Below are 16,013 nucleotides of genomic sequence, written 5' to 3' on the forward strand. Positions count from 1 at the left end.
CCGTTACGTATTGTTCACGGATGGGCAGACTGTTAGCCGTCAGGGTGGGTAATTTGGATTTTCGTCATGGGTTCCTCTTCCGGGGGGAAGCCATGGGCGCCCTTGGACATGTGCTTTTTGGACCTCTGTCCGGGGCTTGGTAATGGAGTGATGCGTCTGAATGGCTTACGCTGACCAGCAGATGAGCACCAACAAGGTTGTTGCTCTTGTCATTGTCGCCTTGATCCATGTCTTCGTCGGCTATGCGCTCGTCACCGGCTTGGCCTATGAGGCGGCGAAGAAGGTCATCAACAAGGTGACCACTGTGGACATCAAGGAAGAAAAGCCCAAGGAGGAAGAGCCGCCGCCGCCCCCTCCGAAGGAAGATACGCCGCCGCCGCCTATCGTGGCGCCGCCGCCGCCGATCAACATCGCCCCGGCCCCGCCGCCGGTGCAGACCGTGATCACCCCGCCCCCGGCTCCGCCGGTGGTGATCCAGACCGCGGCCCCGCCGCCGGCCCCGCCGCCGCCGCCGCCCGGTCCTTCGAAGGCCCGTGGCGTGAAGCCGAAGGGTCAGGGCAGCTGGGCAGCCCGCATCCAGTCGAACTACCCGACCCGCGCCGCTCGTGAAGAGCGTGAAGGCCGTGTCGGCGTGCGTGTGACTGTCGGTCCCGACGGCAAGGTTTCGGCCTGCTCGGTCTCGGGTTCAAGCGGCAGCCCCGATCTGGACGAGGCAGCATGCGACGGCATGCAGCGCTACGCCCGGTTCGATCCGGCCCTCGACGCGGATGGCAACCCCATCTCGTCGTCGTACCAGACCGCGATCGTCTACAAGCTCAACTAATCTCCAAGGGGTCGGCCCCGCATTCGGATCCCGACCACATCCTGCATTCTTCTTGAGAGGTAAATCGCATGCTTATCGTTGACATCCTTGCCGCCGCCGGCGCGCCTCAGAACAAGTTCGGCTTCGCCGAGGCTCTGGAGCAGGGCGGTTTCATCGCTTACGCGACCGTCATCATCCTGGGCATCATGTCCTTCGGTTCGTTCTACATCCTGTTCACCAAGTGGTTCGAGCAGTCGAAGATCCTGCGCCAGTTCGGCACCGTGCGCACGACCTTCTGGAAGGCCCCGACCCTGCGTGAAGGCGCCGCCAAGCTCGAGAAGAACAGCGCATGGCGCCAGCTCGTCGAAGACGGCATCGCCGCTGAAGACCAGCACGCCAAGATGACCGACTCGCTCGAAGCCCACGACTGGCTGCACGGCTCGCTCGCTCGCTCGGAAGCGACCATCAACGCCCGCCTCGCCGGCGGTCTGCCCTTCCTCGCCACCGTCGGTGCGACCTCGCCGTTCATCGGTCTGTTCGGTACCGTCGTCGGCATCTACCGCGCTCTGATCGCCATCGGCCTCGCCGGTTCGGCCTCGATCGACAAGGTCGCGGGTCCGGTCGGTGAAGCTCTCATCATGACCGCGCTCGGTCTGCTCGTCGCGGTTCCGGCCGTTCTCGCCTACAACTACCTGCAGGCTCGCAACAAGCGCATCGCCGAACTGCTGACCGGCTTCTCGAACGACGTTCTCGCGAACATCAACTCGAAGGGCGCCGTGAAGCCTTCGATCGCTTCGGCTCCGGCCAAGGCTGCTCCGGCCGCCGCCAAGCCGGCTGCCGCTCCGGCCAAGCCGTAAGAGTACGGGGACCGATCGGACCGGCCACAGGCACCCCCTGAACCGGTCCGCCCCCGTCGGGGTCAACCAAGGCGACGGCAACGAAGCATGCGAAAGGCCGTCGCCGGCCCCCAGGCAACGCAAGGATTAGGATAAGACTATGGCGATATCCACGGGCGGAGGCGGTGCAGAGACACCGATGTCCGACATCAACACGACGCCGCTCGTCGACGTCATGCTGGTGCTGCTCATCATCTTCCTGATCGCGGTTCCGGTCGCGATCCAGACGATCGAGAAGCTGCGCATCCCCGTCATCGTAGCCCAGGAGTCGAAGGACAAGGTGGAGAACCTCCTCCTTACCGTCTCGACCACCGACGTTTCCGGCAAGTCCGCCGGTGAACCCGGGTTCCAGGGTGCGAACCGCGGCGGTGAATGCCGCATCTACATCAACAACGTGACGCCGGTGACCTCCGAGGAACTGCGCGACCAGGCCTTCAAGCGTCTCGACGCGATCGTGAAGCGCGAAGGTGGTCCGCAGGCTCTCATGGCGAACCCGGATCTCATCCCGCAGGTCCACATCCGCGGTGACGTCGAGGCGCCTTGGCGCTGCGTCGCCGGTGCGATCTACAACGTTCAGGTTTCGGGCTATCCGACGGTTGGCTTCATCTCCAACCCGATCGATCCGAACGCCTGACGCGCGGAACAGGAGTAACATCTCATGGCAATGTCAGGCGGCAAGGAAGATGGCTCGCCGATGATGGAGATGAACACGACGCCGTTGATCGACGTCATGCTCTGCCTCCTCATCATGTTCATCATGTCCATCCCGGTTGCGACGCACTCGATCGACATCGATCTGCCCGTAGCCACCCCTCCGACGGACACGCCGCCCCCGATCGATCCCGTGAAGAACAAGATCGTGCTGACTCAGGACAGCAAGATCATGTGGAACGGAACCCAGATCGACCAGGGCCGGCTGGTCCAGACGCTCGAAGCCACGACCCGCATGAATCCCGAGCCGGAACTCCAGTTCCAGCCGGAACCGGAAGCCAGCTACGATCTCTCGGCGCAGGTTCTCCAGGTCATCAAGGCCTCGGCCGTCACGAAGTTCGGCTTCGTCGGCAACGAACAGTTCGCGACCTTCGGCAAGTAAGCCATCGGTCAGAGACTGGTCCCGCAAGGGGCACCCAAAGGGGCGGAGCAATCCGCCCCTTTTTCTATTCCTCCCCGAGCTTGCTCGGGGAGGAGGACCGCCGACGCAGTCGGTGGTGGAGGGGCACCCGCGGGATCACCAGCCCTTGCTGCACGCGTCCTAAATGGTGCTGTCCTTCGAGGACCAGCAATCCACCGCGTGCCCCTCCACCATGCTTCGCATAATTTCAGTAATGAATGCTTTCCGACTGCGAACGCTCAGCCGGTGCTGAGACCACGAGGTTTCTTTGACGCTGCGATCAAGCGGGTCGGAAGACGAAAATCTCGCGGATTGATGACGAAGCCGAATGCGCACAGCGCGTAATCGCAGATCCCGCGCGTTGGTGTGCAGTCCAACATTGGAGACAGAATGCAGCGCGATAACTGTATCAAGGAGGAATGGCTCGTTTTTGGACCATTTCGATATGACAGCCATAGGGGTGTACTTTATGAAAACAGCCGTTTGATCGGCCTTGGCAGGTACGAGGCAATACTTCTTGCGGCACTGATCGATGGTGCAGGTGACGTTGTTTCACGTGAGGATCTTCTCAGGAAGATGTGGCCCGAAGGGTGCAGCGCCGATTACAATCTTCGCTGGCAAGTGTCGTCCCTGCGGCGGCGCATTCGCTGTACGCCAGGACACCGACACATCGTCGCAGTTACAGGAAGAGGCTATCGCTTCGTCTCGACCGTTAAACGTATCTCGCCGCGGGCAACCGAGGCGCTAGTCGGCGAAAATGATGCGCGCGTAAATTCAACCGAAAAATACCAAGGGAGCGAAGTTTCCCTGCTGACCCTTGTCGTTACGACCTTGGAACGGGTGCCCGTGCATCTCCTTGCCGACCTTGCGTCAGAAGATGATGATCGGAAGGAAAGCGCTAGAAGTATCATAGCTGAGCGCATCACACGTGAAATCATTAATCATTAAATTATGTGAATTTATATTCAATACGACCTATTTTCCGTGTTCAAATACGTTTCCACTTTAATTAAATGTTTATTACGTAATGACAAGTATTGCCTTTACTTTGTACAGACTGGGTGGTGGTTTCGTGAGGTAATAAATCAAATTTCTTCAGACGTATCTGCCGCCAGATCATCGCCGACATACCATCATGCGCCCAGCGCTAAGCGAATGATCGATCTCTCAATTTCCCACAACTTCTCACTAGCGGTCGGACCACTTCCGTAGGCTTTTGTGTCGCAGCAATGCGGAAGACACGGTGAGCGACCGGCTGGGGCGGCCTGTCGATGCACCCGCCTCTCTCGCTTGTCTGCAGGAAGTCATGAATTTCGCGATCCGGCGCGCGGCACCATAGCGGCAATTGATGTCAATTTGGTGGCGGACGGCGGAGATATCGGCTTGCTTAAGGGGAATAATCAGGTGTCTTCACAGGTTCGTCACGTTTTCCATGGTCGCGCCCTGCGCACGCTGCGCCTCGGTGCCGGTGCAGCCGCGCTGGCTTCCTCGCTGCTGCTCGCTCCCGGCGGCGCGCTTGCCAAGGATCATTGTCCCGGCCTTGCCGGAGCAGGGTGCACCCTGACTGCACCCGTTCTGGCGCGCGTGACGCCTGCTGCGGCCGATCCGCTGCCGCATGACCTGACGCTGCGTGTATCGCCGGTACAGGCCGTGATCGCAGCTCCGCGCAGCGGCGGCATCACGGTGGCGCAGGCCGGGAGTGCGGCGCTCGCCCCGGTGAAGTCGACCAACGTGATCGACCCGACCGTCGCCGCCGTTCCCGGCTGGCCGGACGGCAACGTGGTGGTCGATGAAGGCACCGTGGTGAAGACCGGCGACAACACGCCGGGCATCGGCACCGTCACCAACGGCACGACCACGATCAAGGCCGGTTCGATCACCACCGACGGCTCCGTCTCGGCGGGCATTCACGCCGAGGGCTCGGGCCAGATCAGCATCGACGTCGGCACCGTGGAGACCAGCGGCTGGCGCTCCGACGGCATCTTCGCGACCACCAACGTCGGTGGATCGACCGGCGGCATCGCCATCAAGGCGGGCAGCATCGACACCACCGGCGATCTGTCGAACGGCATCACCGCCACGGCCTATCGCGGGGACGTCACCATCGATGTCGGCCAGGTCAAGACGACCGGCTACGGCGCGGGCGGCATCTACGCCAATGCCGGGGAGGGCAACGCGACCGTAACCGCCGGGACGGTGAACACCTCCGGCGAAAGCGCGCGCGGTGTCGTCGCGTATTCGAACGGCACCACCAAGGTCGTCGTCGACAGCGTGAGCACCGTAGGCGGCGGCGCCGTGCAGGATGCCAACGCGGGCGCGATCATCGCGATGGGCACCTCGGTCGAAGTGCACGCGGGCACCGTCAGCACGCAGGGCGACTATTCCGACGGAATCTACGCCAGTTCGAACTTCACCTATGACAACGGCCAGGCCTCGCACGACATCGCCATCACCGCAGGCTCGGTCTCGACTGCGGGCGACCGTGCGGCGGGCATCGTCGCCATCAACGTCGAGGGTGACAACCATATCGACGTCGGCACCGTGAAGACCACCGGCGACTATGCGACGGGCGTCTATGCGCTTTCGGTGTACGGCAACACCAGCATCAAGGCCGGTGACGTATCGACGACCGGCTACGCCTCGCAAGGCGTGTACGGCAAAGCCATCTTCGGCGGAGACGTCAACATCGACGTCGGCAAGGTGACGACTGCCGGCGATCACGCCCCGGCGGTCTATGGCCTCGCCTATTATGGCAACGTGACGATCAAGGCCGGCGAAGTCGCGACTTCGGGCTATCACTCCGAGGGCGTCGTCGGCATCGGCGCGTTCGGCGGCAAGGTCTCGATCCAGACCGGCAACGTGAGCACGACCGGAGACTTCTCCGCCGGCGTGGTCGGCGTCAGCGGCAGCTTCTATGCGCCCAGCGCGGGTGGCGGCGTCGACATCAAGCTTGACGGCGATGTCAGCACCGCCGGCCTCGGCTCGCACGGCGTCTTCGCCTATGCGATCGAAGGCGATATCGCCATCACCGGCAAGGGCTCCATCACCACGGCAGGCGACTACGCTCGCGGCATCTTCGCCCAGGCCTACAAGGGTGATGTCGATATCGATGTCGGCAACATCGAGACCGGTGGTTTCAGCAGCGACGGCATCTATGTTCGGGCGCTGGACAGCAACCTGACCATCAAGGCGGGCGACCTTGTCACGCATGGCGGCTACGCCAACGGTGTCGAGGTTCACATGCGTGGCGATGCCGATATCACCGTGGGCAATGTCACGACAAACGGTCTCTTCGCGTCCGGACTGAACATAGGAGCCTCGGCCATCGATGTTCATGTCGCCGGGGATCTGACGACCAACGGGATGTTGTCCGCCGGCGCATTCCTTCAGGCCTATGACGGCGTTGCGAACCTGACGGTGGACGGCAAGACCCTCACCAACGGCGGCGGCTCGACAGGCTTAATGGTGCGGGGCGCACAGGGTGCCGTCGTGACGGCGGGAGAAGTGATCACCTACGGCGACAACGCTTCCGGCATCATTGCGGTCAGCGAGTATGGCGATGTGACGGTCAACGCCAACGGCGTCACGACCAAGGGTTTCTACGGGGACGGCATTCGCGCCCGGACGTTCTCCGAAACCGGCGGCATCACGATCAACAATACCGGCGCCATCAAGGTGTCAGGCGCCTATTCGGCGGGCATCCACGTCATCAGCCAAGGCGGGCCGATCAAGATCGACAATCCCGGCAAGATCTCCGTTTACGGCGATTATGGCATGGGCATCTATGCCCGGGTGCTCAACGGTGCGGGCGCGATCGACATCAGTGCCGGCGACATCGTTACCGAGGGCTACCGCAGCGCAGGCGTCATCGCTCTGGGGTTGGGCGATGTGAATATCGATGTCGGAGCGATTTCGGGAACGAAAAGCGACGGAGCCCTCGGTTTGGTGGCGATCTCCAACGGCGGTGGCAACGTCAACGTCACGGCGAAGAGCGTAGAGGTCCTTGGAACGGCGATCCAGATCGGAACCGATGGCAACGTCAATCTCGACGTCGGGGACGTGAAGAGTGGCGGCAGCCATAGCCGTGGCATCCAGATCGACAGCAAGGGCGACGTTACCGTGAAGGCGGGGAAGATCGATAGCTTTGGTCTTTACGACGCAACGGCGATAGCCATCACGACCGAAGGTGCGGTCAGGCTCATGGCCGCAGATGTCGTGACGCAGGCTGACGGATCCAACGCTATCGATGTCCACGCTGGAAGCGCGGATATTCGTGTAACCGGCGACGTCGTTACACTTCTTGACGGTTCGACCGGGATCAATGCGCGTTCCGATGCAGGCGATACTCTGGTCCAGGTCGCTGGCACCGTCTTCACGGATGGCGTCGGCAGCAAGGGCATCTATGCCGGCGGCAATGGCAATGTGGCCCTGTCGGCGAACGAAGTTGTCACCTTGCGTGGCAGTTCTACGGCCATCACCGGTTTCAGCACCGCCGGGGATGTAACGATCGGCGTGAATAGCGTGGCAACAAGCGGTGCGGATTCGACAGGTGTCTACGGCGCCGTCCGCGATGCATACGGCACCGGATTCAAGGGTGATGTCACCATCACGGCAGGCACGGTCGCGACGCGCGGCGCAGACTCCGTGGGTGTCGTGGGCATCAACACGACCCACGGTGGCAACGTCGATATCACCGTTTCGGATGTGACGACCCGACGGGAAAAGGCCATGGGTATCTACGCATATTCTTCCTACGGCTCGGGTAAGGTGGTGGCTGGCAACGTCTCCACCCGAGGACCAGCGGCGCATGGTGTCTTCGTGAACGTCAACCAGATCGCGGACGTGACCGTCAATTCGGTTGAAACGCTGGGTGACGTGTCGACGGGTATTTCCGCGTGGAGCTTCGTCGGCTCGAAGGTCAAAGCCGGAAAGGTCGAGACGTCCGGCCCCGGCTCGACGGGAATCCATGGTCTGACCGGCATAATCAGTAACTACCTCACGTATCGCGGCGATGTCGAAATCACTGCGGGAGAGGTCATCACGCATGGCGATGAATCAATCGGCATACTTGCGCAATCAAAATATGGATCGTCCAAGGTCACGGCCGGGTCCATTACCACTACCGGGGCCATCTCGAGCGGTGTATTCACTTATACCAGAGGCTTGCTGGGATCGCACCTTCGTGCCGATAGTCGTATCTACGTCAACGCCGTGTTGACAAAGGGTGAAGGGTCAGATGGTATATACGTGTCCGGCCAATATAGCGCGGTACAGATAGCCGCTGGAAAAATTGTCACCGAGGGCGATCATTCCGCCGGTATTCGCACGTTCACTCACGACACTTCGCAGCTAATCGAAGTCCATGACGTCGCGACGTCTGGCTATGACAGCTGGGGTGTTCTTGCGCATGCCGCAAACGGAGACGTCTCGATCAAAGCCACTGGAATGGTCACGACCTCCGGCGATGGAGCGGAAGCCATTCGCGCCAATGCTTCGGACGGGCACGTGTCGCTGGAGGTCGCCAACGTGGTGACTACGGGTAATAAGGCCGAGGGGGTTTACGCCTTTTTGGTCGGCATCACGAAGTCGGCGGAGATCACGGCTGGATCGATCAAGACCTCCGGGGATGAATCCCATGGTATCCGAGCCTACAACCTGAATGGCGGGGTCATCGCGTACAAGGACAACTTGGTCGATGCGAGCAAGTCGAACACGGGCATGTCGAGTGTCAATGCATCAGCCCAGGATCTCGCGATCTCCATTGAAGCGGGCAGCATTGATGTTTCGGGGCTCGGCGCCAAGGGTATCTTCGTTCAAGGACAAGGAAGCGTCAGCACAACGGTAGGAAATGTGAAGTCTGCGCAGGATGAGGCCATCCATCTTCTGGCGCGTGGTAGCAACGCACTGACCGTCAGGGGTGCTGTAAGCGGCGGGATCGGCGACGAGCTTAGCAATATCGCTGCGGTCTTTATGACAGGCAGTGATGTCAACTTCACAGCGGCAAGTGGCGCGAAGATCAGCGGAATGGTCGGCGTCAGCGCGATGGCAACCGGGGCCGCTCCAGAGGCTGAGGATCCCGGCATTGGCCTTCCGGAGGAACCCGGTATTGGTATTGGCGTGCTCGACGCTACGCCGGTAACGGTCAAGGGTACCGTGCGGATCGAGAACGCTGGAACCATTACAGGAACGCGAGCTGCCATCAGTACAATCATGAGCAATAGCATCATTGTTAACAGGGGCGTCATTGATGGTGCGATCGTCACCTCCGAGGGCGACGACACGATCACAAATTACGGAACCTGGATCTTCGGCGGAAGTCGCGCGGCAACAGGTTTTGGTGGGGGTAATAACCTCCTGATCAACAGTGGTATTGTGCGGCTGGCTGCAAGCAAGGAGGGTAAGCCGAGCGTTGCCGTATTGAATGACCTGAGCCGCTTCGAGAACTCGGGCACGCTTAGCCTGCAGAACGGCGTGGCGGGCGATACGCTGACGCTTCCGGGCGACTATGTCGCCTCGGGCAAGGCGAAGCTCGGCATCGACCTCGGCGGGCAGGGCAAGGTCTCCGACCGGCTTGTCGTCGAAGGTGCGGCGACGGGATCGACGTCGATCTCGCTCACCAGTACCGATGGCTACGGCGCGACCCTGCTGAACGGGCCGCTTCGGATCGTGACGGTGGGCGCTGGGTCCGCCGCCAATGCCTTCACGCTCGAATCCACCGATATCGGCTTCGTGCGCTATGGCCTCACCTATGACGCCGCCAGCCGCAGCTACAGCGTTCTGAGCACGGCGGGCGCACCGGTCTACCGCTTCGCACGCCTGAACGAGGGCGCGCAGTCGGTCTGGCTCAAGTCCGCCGAGGCGTTCACCACCCACATGCGCACCAGCCGCGATCTCGGCGATCCCGGCAGGCGCATCTGGGGCCAGATGTCGGGCGGCGTCGCCAACCGCGACGAGACGCGCGCGGTGGCGGGCGGCAACGGCTTCGGCGCGACCAGCTACGACCTCGACTATCGCCAGGACTTCTACGGCGGCGAACTCGGTTTCGACGCGGTGCAGGGCGACGGCGTCACGGCGGGCGTCATGGGTGGCTACACAAGCTCGACCCAGCGCTTCAAGGCGAACGGCGACAAGGGCCGCACCGATGCGCTCAACGTGGGTGCCTATGGCGGCGTGACGAGGGGCCTGCTCTTCGCCAACCTGCTGGTGAAGTACGATCACTTCTCGACCCGCGTCTCCAGCCAGCAGATGGACTGGGACGATACCATCGACGGCCACAGCATCGGCGCACAGGGTGAAGTGGGTGCGCGACTGGGCTCGGCGAAGTTCTTCGTCGAACCTGCCGCAAGCCTCGCCTGGCAGTCCACCTCGCTCGGCGACATCGAGCCGCTCGACCAGACGATCGCCTTCGACAAGGCAAGCGGGCTGCGCGGCCGCATTGGAGCCCGCCTCGGCGGCGTTGCGAAGCTCCTCGGAACCGAAGTGACCTTCTATGGCGCGGGCGATTTCGTCCACGAGTTCAAGGGCGATGACGGCGCCACGCTCGTCAGCGGCGGGCAGAGCGTCTGGGTTCCCGGGGCACGCATGGCCGACTACGGGCAGGCGACGCTGGGCCTCGATATCAAGGGTTCCGGCCCGGTCTCGGGCTTCATCCAGGGCTCCGGCACGTTCGGAAGCAGCTACTCGGGTGTCGATGGACGCGCGGGCATCCGCTTCACTTTCTGATCCCTCGGATCCCAAGGGCGTACGGTGGAGAGCAAATAGCTCTCCACCGGAACTCTTCCGGCGACAGATATCCACCAAGATGAAATCCTGCCCTCGGAATGATCGAATTCCGCAGTTTTTCGCACAGTATTGCACTGTCTTCCAATTCACCCCCTCCCGATGTCGTCGTCATGCCGAAGCGCAAACTCCTCTTGAGGAACGGCAAGCTTGTGCGAGTCGGGCGGGAGGCGGGCGCTCGATATCCTCACCACCCTTGTCAGACGGCCCGGCGAACTGATGCGGTGGCGCAGCTCGACCGGGCGGCGAATTAGCGCTTCATCGCCACTATCATAGGCCAGGGTTATCGCTTCATCAGTCCGGTACCGAGCACGAAAGCCTCGCTGCCGGGCTCGCCCGAAGCCGAGGCTGGCACACACGACAACAAGCTGTCCCGGGCCGCGAAGCGGGTCGTGGGACGCACCGAGATCATCGCTGACATCGCACGGAAGCTTGAGGATCACAGGCTCGTCACCGCGGTATGTTCCGGTCGCATTGGAAAGACCACGGCCGCACGCGCCGTGGTCGAGCAGGTGCTGCCTCATCTCGAACACAGCGTGTCGCTGGTCGATCTTTCGCCGCTGAAGGAAGCTGGACGGGTCTCGTCCGCGATCCCGATGGCCGTCGGGATCACGGCGCATGCCGCCACGTGGCGGCGGCGCTCCTCGAATGCCTGCACGGACGTGAGATGGTGCTGGTGCTGAACAGCTGCGAGCATCTGATCGACGCGGTGGCGGCCATCATCGGCAGAATCCTGGTGTCTGCGCCGGGCGAGGGCGCGCCGCCTACCAGCCGCGAGCCGATGGGGCTTGGGAGGGAACGGTTGCGTAGGCTGCCCGACGCTCAGGACGCAGCCGTGCTCATCGCGCGGATTGGAATGACTTGTCCCTTCCCGAAGCCGGTCGTCGGGCGCGCGAGGGACCGGCTGGAGACATTCCGGCTGACCGATCCCTTCACGCGGTGGTTGGCCGAGCTGTCGATGCTACAGCTGCACGGTTTCATTACAGGGGAAGCGAGCGCGACGAAAATCAGGTCGGCATGGCCTCGAACTGCGGCATGTCGAGCGGCGTCACCCACGGCAGGCGGCGCTTCACGTACATCTCCAGCTTGGGCGTGATGAACGAGGGATCGTCGAGGCTGCCGAGCTGGACGAAGACCAGACCGGGGAAGCTTTCCAGATTGCTGGTGTAGAGCCGCGAGGCGCAGGTCGGGCAGAAGTTGCGGTCGAGCTTCTTGCCCGAATCCGCGACATAGCCGTAAGCTTTGGTCTCGCCGCTGGTGACCGTGAAGTCGTCCTCGGGAATGCCGAACCAGGTCGCGGCCTCGCCCCCCGACGCCTTCTTGCAGTCGAGGCAGTGGCATACGGCGATGAAATCGGGATCGGTATCGAACTCGAACTGGACGGTGCCGCAGGCGCATCGGGCGGTGTGTTTCTTGGTCATGGGTCGGCGTTCCTCGTTTCTGGCCGGAGAGCCGTCGGCCGGGCTCTCCGGGAGGGACTTGGCGCCGGCCGACGGGCGCGCGGTGAACCTAGTATTCCACCACGGCGCGGCCGAGCACTTCGCCGGCGCGCAGGAGTTCGATGTATTCGTTGATCTGGTCGAACTGGATGGTCTTGATCGTGTGCTTGATCTTGTCCTGCGCGGCGAGCGCCATGACTTCGCTGAGGTCGGTGTTGTTGCCCCAGAACGATCCGTGGAACGTCTGCTCGCCCGAGACACGCGGGAACAGCGGGATATCGAGGCGGTCGCCCATGAAGCCGACATCGGCATAGTGGCCGCTGGTGGCCAGCAGCGAGAAGCCCATCTGCATCATCTCGGGCGCGCCGACGGTATCGATGATCGCATCGAGCTTGCCCTGTCCGGTCGCCTGTTGCAGCTCCTTGCCGACATCGGCGGCGGACTTGCCCTTGATCGCGATGATGTGGTCCGCGCCGTATTCCTTGGCGATGGCGAGCTTGTCGAGGTTGCGCGCGAAGGCGACGACCTTGCCGCCGCCGCTCATCAGCTTGGCGTACTGCACGGCATAGGCGCCGAGGCCGCCGACGCCGAACACGCCGATCACCCGGTCAGGCCCGAAGCCGCCCGCATCGCGTACCTTCTTGATCGCGCGATACGGGGTGAGCCCCGCGTCGGTCAGCGGCGCGAGCTGGGTGAGCGTGAGGTTCTTCGGCACCTTGATGATGTAGCGCGCGGGCACCGGGATATACTCGGCAAAGCCGCCGTAAGTGCCGAAGCCCGGCCAGCGCACGTTGGGGCAGATCTGGTGGTTGCCCGCCTGGCAGTGGCGGCACACGCCGTCGCCCCAGCCCGGAGAGACGGCGACGTGATCGCCTTCGGCAAGGCCCGCGACCTTGGGGATGAGATTGCCCATCTTCTCGATGGTGCCGGTGATCTCGTGGCCGGGGATGACCGGCGGCGGTATGTCGGCGTAAGTCTGGAAGAAGCCGTCGACCAGCAGGATGTCCGACTGGCACATGCCGCAGGCGGCGACCTTGACCAGCACCTCGTCCGGCTGGATGTCGGGAATCGGGATGTCCTCGATCACGAGGGGCTTCTTGTATTCGAGGATGCGCGCAGCTTTCATCACGAATTTCCTTCCTTCTACGATGCGTTTGCGATGGCGGAGACGGCCGCTCTGGCGACGGTGATGTCCTGCTCGACGGTGCCGGCGCTGGTCCCCACCGCGCCGATGATCGCGCCGTCGAGGTGGACGGGCAGCCCGCCGCCGAAGATCACCACCTTGCCCTCGTTGCTCTGCTCGATGCCGAACAGCGGCGCTTCGGGCTGGGCGAGATGCGCCAGTTCGTCGGTCGTCTTGTCGAACAGGCGCGCGGTCCGCGCCTTGCCGATGGCAAGGTCGATGCTGCCGATCAGGGCGCCGTCCTGCCGCGAGAACGCGATCAGGTTGCCGCCCGCGTCGACCACGGCGATGTTGTAGGCAAGCCCGGTTTCGAGCGCGGCGGCCTCTCCGGCCGCCAGCATCTGCTTCGCGTCGTCCAGGGTCAGGGGCGTGTAAAGCCTTGGCATGATGTCCTCGCTTCCGGCCTTTAGTTTCGGCTTCACGGGCTGAGGGACAATCGGAGATGCCGAACGGCGCTTGTGCGAAATCGCCCGCCTACCATTTCAGCCCAACGTCGTACCCGTCTTGCAAATGACCCGGATGCACATTTCTCGACGGCCTGCTCTTGCGTGAAAGAGCGTCTGGCATGACATTAAAGAATTGGAGATGGCGGCATCGTTATTGACGATTTTGAAGAGCGGCATGCGATGAGGTTGCTTTGCCACTTTACCCGAACGGAAGATCGCATCCGCTTCGATGTGCTACTTGACTTTGCCAAGTATGGCTTACCGCAACAGTTGGTCTTCGCTGGCGCCTCTATCTAAGCGCGACATTGCCGCTTCCCGCGAGGCTGACGCAGCAGTACAACCTTGTGGGGATGCACGTGCACGTTTGGTTCGCAAGCCGGAGCGCTCGGCCCGCATCCCGCCCGCCGGTGGCTGCCTTGAGTGGATTGCGAGCTGTGAGGCTCGTTAGCGGTTGTGCTTTGAATCTCCTTGAGTATCCTGAACCCGCACCGTCCATTTATACGGTGCCGAGGCGTGAGAACCTCGCAAGGGAAAATTGATCGACCCCGTTTCCACGTGGCCGGGTGGCCGACGCGCATGTCCAAGTCGCGAGCGACTAAAGGCGTCGGTGCACGTTCTCTTGCGTGTTCTCAACACCCGGCTTCGGCCGGTTCGCCTCGTTGACGAGGAGAGCCGGCCAATGGCAGCAGTCTGGTTTGTCCCCCCGCGCGGCGAGCGGGATCGTGCGACATGAGGTTCGCACGGCTAGGTTTGGGTGATGGTGATCCTCTGCCTCCCGAACATGACCGGATCGCGCCCGCAGCGATCACGCTGGAGGACCTCTATCGCGATCACAAACCGGGATTGCTGCGTTTCGTGAAGGGCTACGGCGCCGCTGAAGATGCCGAGGACATCGTCCATCAGGTCTTCGTGCGGGTTGCGAAGCGCGGCGCGTGTTCGGCGATAGGCTCGCCGGGGCGCTATTTGCGCCAGGCTGCACGCAATCTCGTTCGGGACCGGCGCAGTGCCTTGCTCCGCACCGGCGCGGACAGGCACGTGTCCATTGATGATGCCATCGTTGCCGACGGCGATCCCATCGCGGCGCTTGAAGCGCGTGATCGGCTTGCGCGGATCGAGCAGGCGGTCCTTCGCCTCAAGCCACTGACCCGGCAGATATTCCTCGCATGCCGCATCGACGGCTGTAGTTATGGGGAGATCGCCCAGCAGACCGGGTTGAGTGTGCGCGGAGTCGAGAAACAGATGAACCGGGCATTGAAACAGCTTGAACGGCACCTGTCGCGCGATGGATGAAACGATACCGCCATCGATCCGCGCTGCCGCCCGGCGCTGGCATGTCCACCGTCAAGGGGCTGGCAGGAGCGACCGCAGCGCCGTGCAACCCGAACTGCAGGCATGGCTCGATGCGGATCCGCGTCATCTCCGAGCCTTCGCGCAAGTCGAGGGGATGTGGGACGAACTGGGCCTGGTCGCAGGCACCGACACCAGCCAGACACGGCATCTGAAAAAGGCGCCGTTCCATATGCGCCGCGCGACGCACGTCGCCTTCGGGGCCGGCGTCGCCGCCGTGTGTGCCGCCATTCTCGCAGTCAGCGTCACGGGCGCAGTCGATCCGCTGACCCTGGTGTCGCAGGCCAAGGCCGTGACCTACACGACCGGCGTCGGCGAAATCCGCAACCTGGCGCTCGATGACGGTTCACGGCTCGTGCTCGATACCGGGACCCGGGTGACGGTACACCGGACCCGCCCCCTGGAAGTCACCGTGCTCGCGGGGCGGGCGCGTTTTATCGTCGGGGGCAGGGACCGGCAGGCCATCGTCTCGGTGCCGGACGGTGAAATCCGGGCTGCCGGTGGCGCCGTGTTCGACGCCAGCCTCATCGTCAGGCCGGTGCAGGTCACCACCCTGCAAGGCGACGTCCATCTGCGCGCGTCCGCGCAGACGAAGTTCGGGGATATGCGCGTACAACCTCGCCAGACCGGTAAACTCGGAATGGCGGGCGAGGCCCGGCCGGCGATCCTCGGGCAATTGCGCTGGGTCGATGGCATGCTCGGCTTCGATGGCGAGCCGCTCGATGCGGCCATCGCGATGATGAACAGGTACAACCGCGTGCAGATCGCGACGCGCGAAATCGACACCGATGACCTGAAGGTGAGCGGGGCCTTCGCCGCGAACCAGCCGGAGGCCTTCGCCGCCGCGATCGCGACAACGTTCCGGCTCGACGTCGAAAGGGGCCGGGGGCCGGTCATCCTCCTGCGTCCCCGCCGCCGTGACTGAGCGCGCGTCCGCAAGGCCGTGCTCAGGGCCGTAAAAAAAGTTGGCGGGTAAACCGGGCCATGCCGGTCCTTCCCCCTAACCCACC

Annotated in this window: 12 protein-coding genes; 9 read left to right on the forward strand and 3 right to left on the reverse strand. The window is 62.9% G+C overall.

All coding sequences use genetic code 11. The annotated features are described in order from the left end of the window. Nucleotides 1-160: 160 nt before the first annotated feature. The 7 genes from LO787_RS14480 to LO787_RS14510 all read left to right on the forward strand — a co-directional run bounded on the left by LO787_RS14480 (nucleotide 161) and on the right by LO787_RS14510 (nucleotide 11,271). Nucleotides 161-823, forward strand: coding sequence for an energy transducer TonB (locus LO787_RS14480; protein WP_232491717.1), 663 nt, complete (start codon nucleotides 161-163; stop codon nucleotides 821-823). Nucleotides 824-891: 68 nt separating this feature from the next. Beyond that, nucleotides 892-1,659, forward strand: coding sequence for a MotA/TolQ/ExbB proton channel family protein (locus tag LO787_RS14485; RefSeq protein WP_232491718.1), 768 nt, complete (start codon nucleotides 892-894; stop codon nucleotides 1,657-1,659). Nucleotides 1,660-1,798: 139 nt separating this feature from the next. Continuing rightward, nucleotides 1,799-2,332: an ExbD/TolR family protein gene (locus LO787_RS14490; protein ID WP_232491719.1), complete on the forward strand. Its 534-nt coding sequence runs from the start codon at nucleotides 1,799-1,801 to the stop codon at nucleotides 2,330-2,332. Between the two features lie 24 nt (nucleotides 2,333-2,356). After that, nucleotides 2,357-2,791: an ExbD/TolR family protein gene (locus LO787_RS14495; protein ID WP_232491720.1), complete on the forward strand. Its 435-nt coding sequence runs from the start codon at nucleotides 2,357-2,359 to the stop codon at nucleotides 2,789-2,791. A gap of 408 nt (nucleotides 2,792-3,199) precedes the next feature. Next, entirely contained in the window at nucleotides 3,200-3,757 is a 558-nt protein-coding gene (locus LO787_RS14500) for a winged helix-turn-helix domain-containing protein (protein WP_232491721.1), read from the forward strand. A gap of 456 nt (nucleotides 3,758-4,213) precedes the next feature. After that, on the forward strand, nucleotides 4,214-10,531 hold the full coding sequence (locus LO787_RS14505; protein ID WP_232491722.1) for an autotransporter outer membrane beta-barrel domain-containing protein: 6,318 nt from the start codon (nucleotides 4,214-4,216) through the stop codon (nucleotides 10,529-10,531). 449 nt (nucleotides 10,532-10,980) lie between these two features. Next, nucleotides 10,981-11,271: a hypothetical protein gene (locus tag LO787_RS14510; protein ID WP_232491723.1), complete on the forward strand. Its 291-nt coding sequence runs from the start codon at nucleotides 10,981-10,983 to the stop codon at nucleotides 11,269-11,271. Nucleotides 11,272-11,595: 324 nt separating this feature from the next. Here the strand turns inward: LO787_RS14510 and LO787_RS14515 are convergent, their stop codons facing one another. From LO787_RS14515 to LO787_RS14525, 3 genes are all read right to left on the reverse strand, one after another. After that, nucleotides 11,596-12,009: a GFA family protein gene (locus LO787_RS14515; RefSeq protein ID WP_232491724.1), complete on the reverse strand. Its 414-nt coding sequence runs from the start codon at nucleotides 12,007-12,009 to the stop codon at nucleotides 11,596-11,598. An 88-nt stretch (nucleotides 12,010-12,097) separates the two neighbouring features. Further along, nucleotides 12,098-13,153, reverse strand: coding sequence for an NAD(P)-dependent alcohol dehydrogenase (locus tag LO787_RS14520; protein WP_232491725.1), 1,056 nt, complete (start codon nucleotides 13,151-13,153; stop codon nucleotides 12,098-12,100). Nucleotides 13,154-13,170: 17 nt separating this feature from the next. Next, the gene (locus LO787_RS14525; RefSeq protein ID WP_232491726.1) at nucleotides 13,171-13,632 is read right to left on the reverse strand and encodes a GlcG/HbpS family heme-binding protein; all 462 of its coding nucleotides are present in this window, start codon (nucleotides 13,630-13,632) and stop codon (nucleotides 13,171-13,173) included. Nucleotides 13,633-14,385: 753 nt separating this feature from the next. Here LO787_RS14525 and LO787_RS14530 point away from each other — a divergent pair. Together LO787_RS14530 and LO787_RS14535 are read left to right on the forward strand one after the other, a co-directional pair. Next, nucleotides 14,386-14,946: an RNA polymerase sigma factor gene (locus LO787_RS14530; RefSeq protein WP_232491727.1), complete on the forward strand. Its 561-nt coding sequence runs from the start codon at nucleotides 14,386-14,388 to the stop codon at nucleotides 14,944-14,946. A gap of 82 nt (nucleotides 14,947-15,028) precedes the next feature. Next, nucleotides 15,029-15,928: a FecR family protein gene (locus LO787_RS14535; RefSeq protein WP_232491728.1), complete on the forward strand. Its 900-nt coding sequence runs from the start codon at nucleotides 15,029-15,031 to the stop codon at nucleotides 15,926-15,928. Nucleotides 15,929-16,013: the final 85 nt, after the last annotated feature.

Source organism: Novosphingobium kaempferiae, from assembly GCF_021227995.1.
GTDB classification, from domain to species: domain Bacteria; phylum Pseudomonadota; class Alphaproteobacteria; order Sphingomonadales; family Sphingomonadaceae; genus Novosphingobium; species Novosphingobium kaempferiae.

What these genes read in the sequence shown, in the direction of transcription:
- LO787_RS14480 (WP_232491717.1), top strand. Translation starts at nt 161, where the DNA reads ATGGCTTACGCTGACCAGCAGATGAGCACCAACAAGGTTGTTGCTCTT.
- LO787_RS14485 (WP_232491718.1), top strand. Translation starts at nt 892, where the DNA reads ATGCTTATCGTTGACATCCTTGCCGCCGCCGGCGCGCCTCAGAACAAG.
- LO787_RS14490 (WP_232491719.1), top strand. Translation starts at nt 1,799, where the DNA reads ATGGCGATATCCACGGGCGGAGGCGGTGCAGAGACACCGATGTCCGAC.
- LO787_RS14495 (WP_232491720.1), top strand. Translation starts at nt 2,357, where the DNA reads ATGGCAATGTCAGGCGGCAAGGAAGATGGCTCGCCGATGATGGAGATG.
- LO787_RS14500 (WP_232491721.1), top strand. Translation starts at nt 3,200, where the DNA reads ATGCAGCGCGATAACTGTATCAAGGAGGAATGGCTCGTTTTTGGACCA.
- LO787_RS14515 (WP_232491724.1), bottom strand. Translation starts at nt 12,009, where the DNA reads ATGACCAAGAAACACACCGCCCGATGCGCCTGCGGCACCGTCCAGTTC.
- LO787_RS14520 (WP_232491725.1), bottom strand. Translation starts at nt 13,153, where the DNA reads ATGAAAGCTGCGCGCATCCTCGAATACAAGAAGCCCCTCGTGATCGAG.
- LO787_RS14530 (WP_232491727.1), top strand. Translation starts at nt 14,386, where the DNA reads ATGAGGTTCGCACGGCTAGGTTTGGGTGATGGTGATCCTCTGCCTCCC.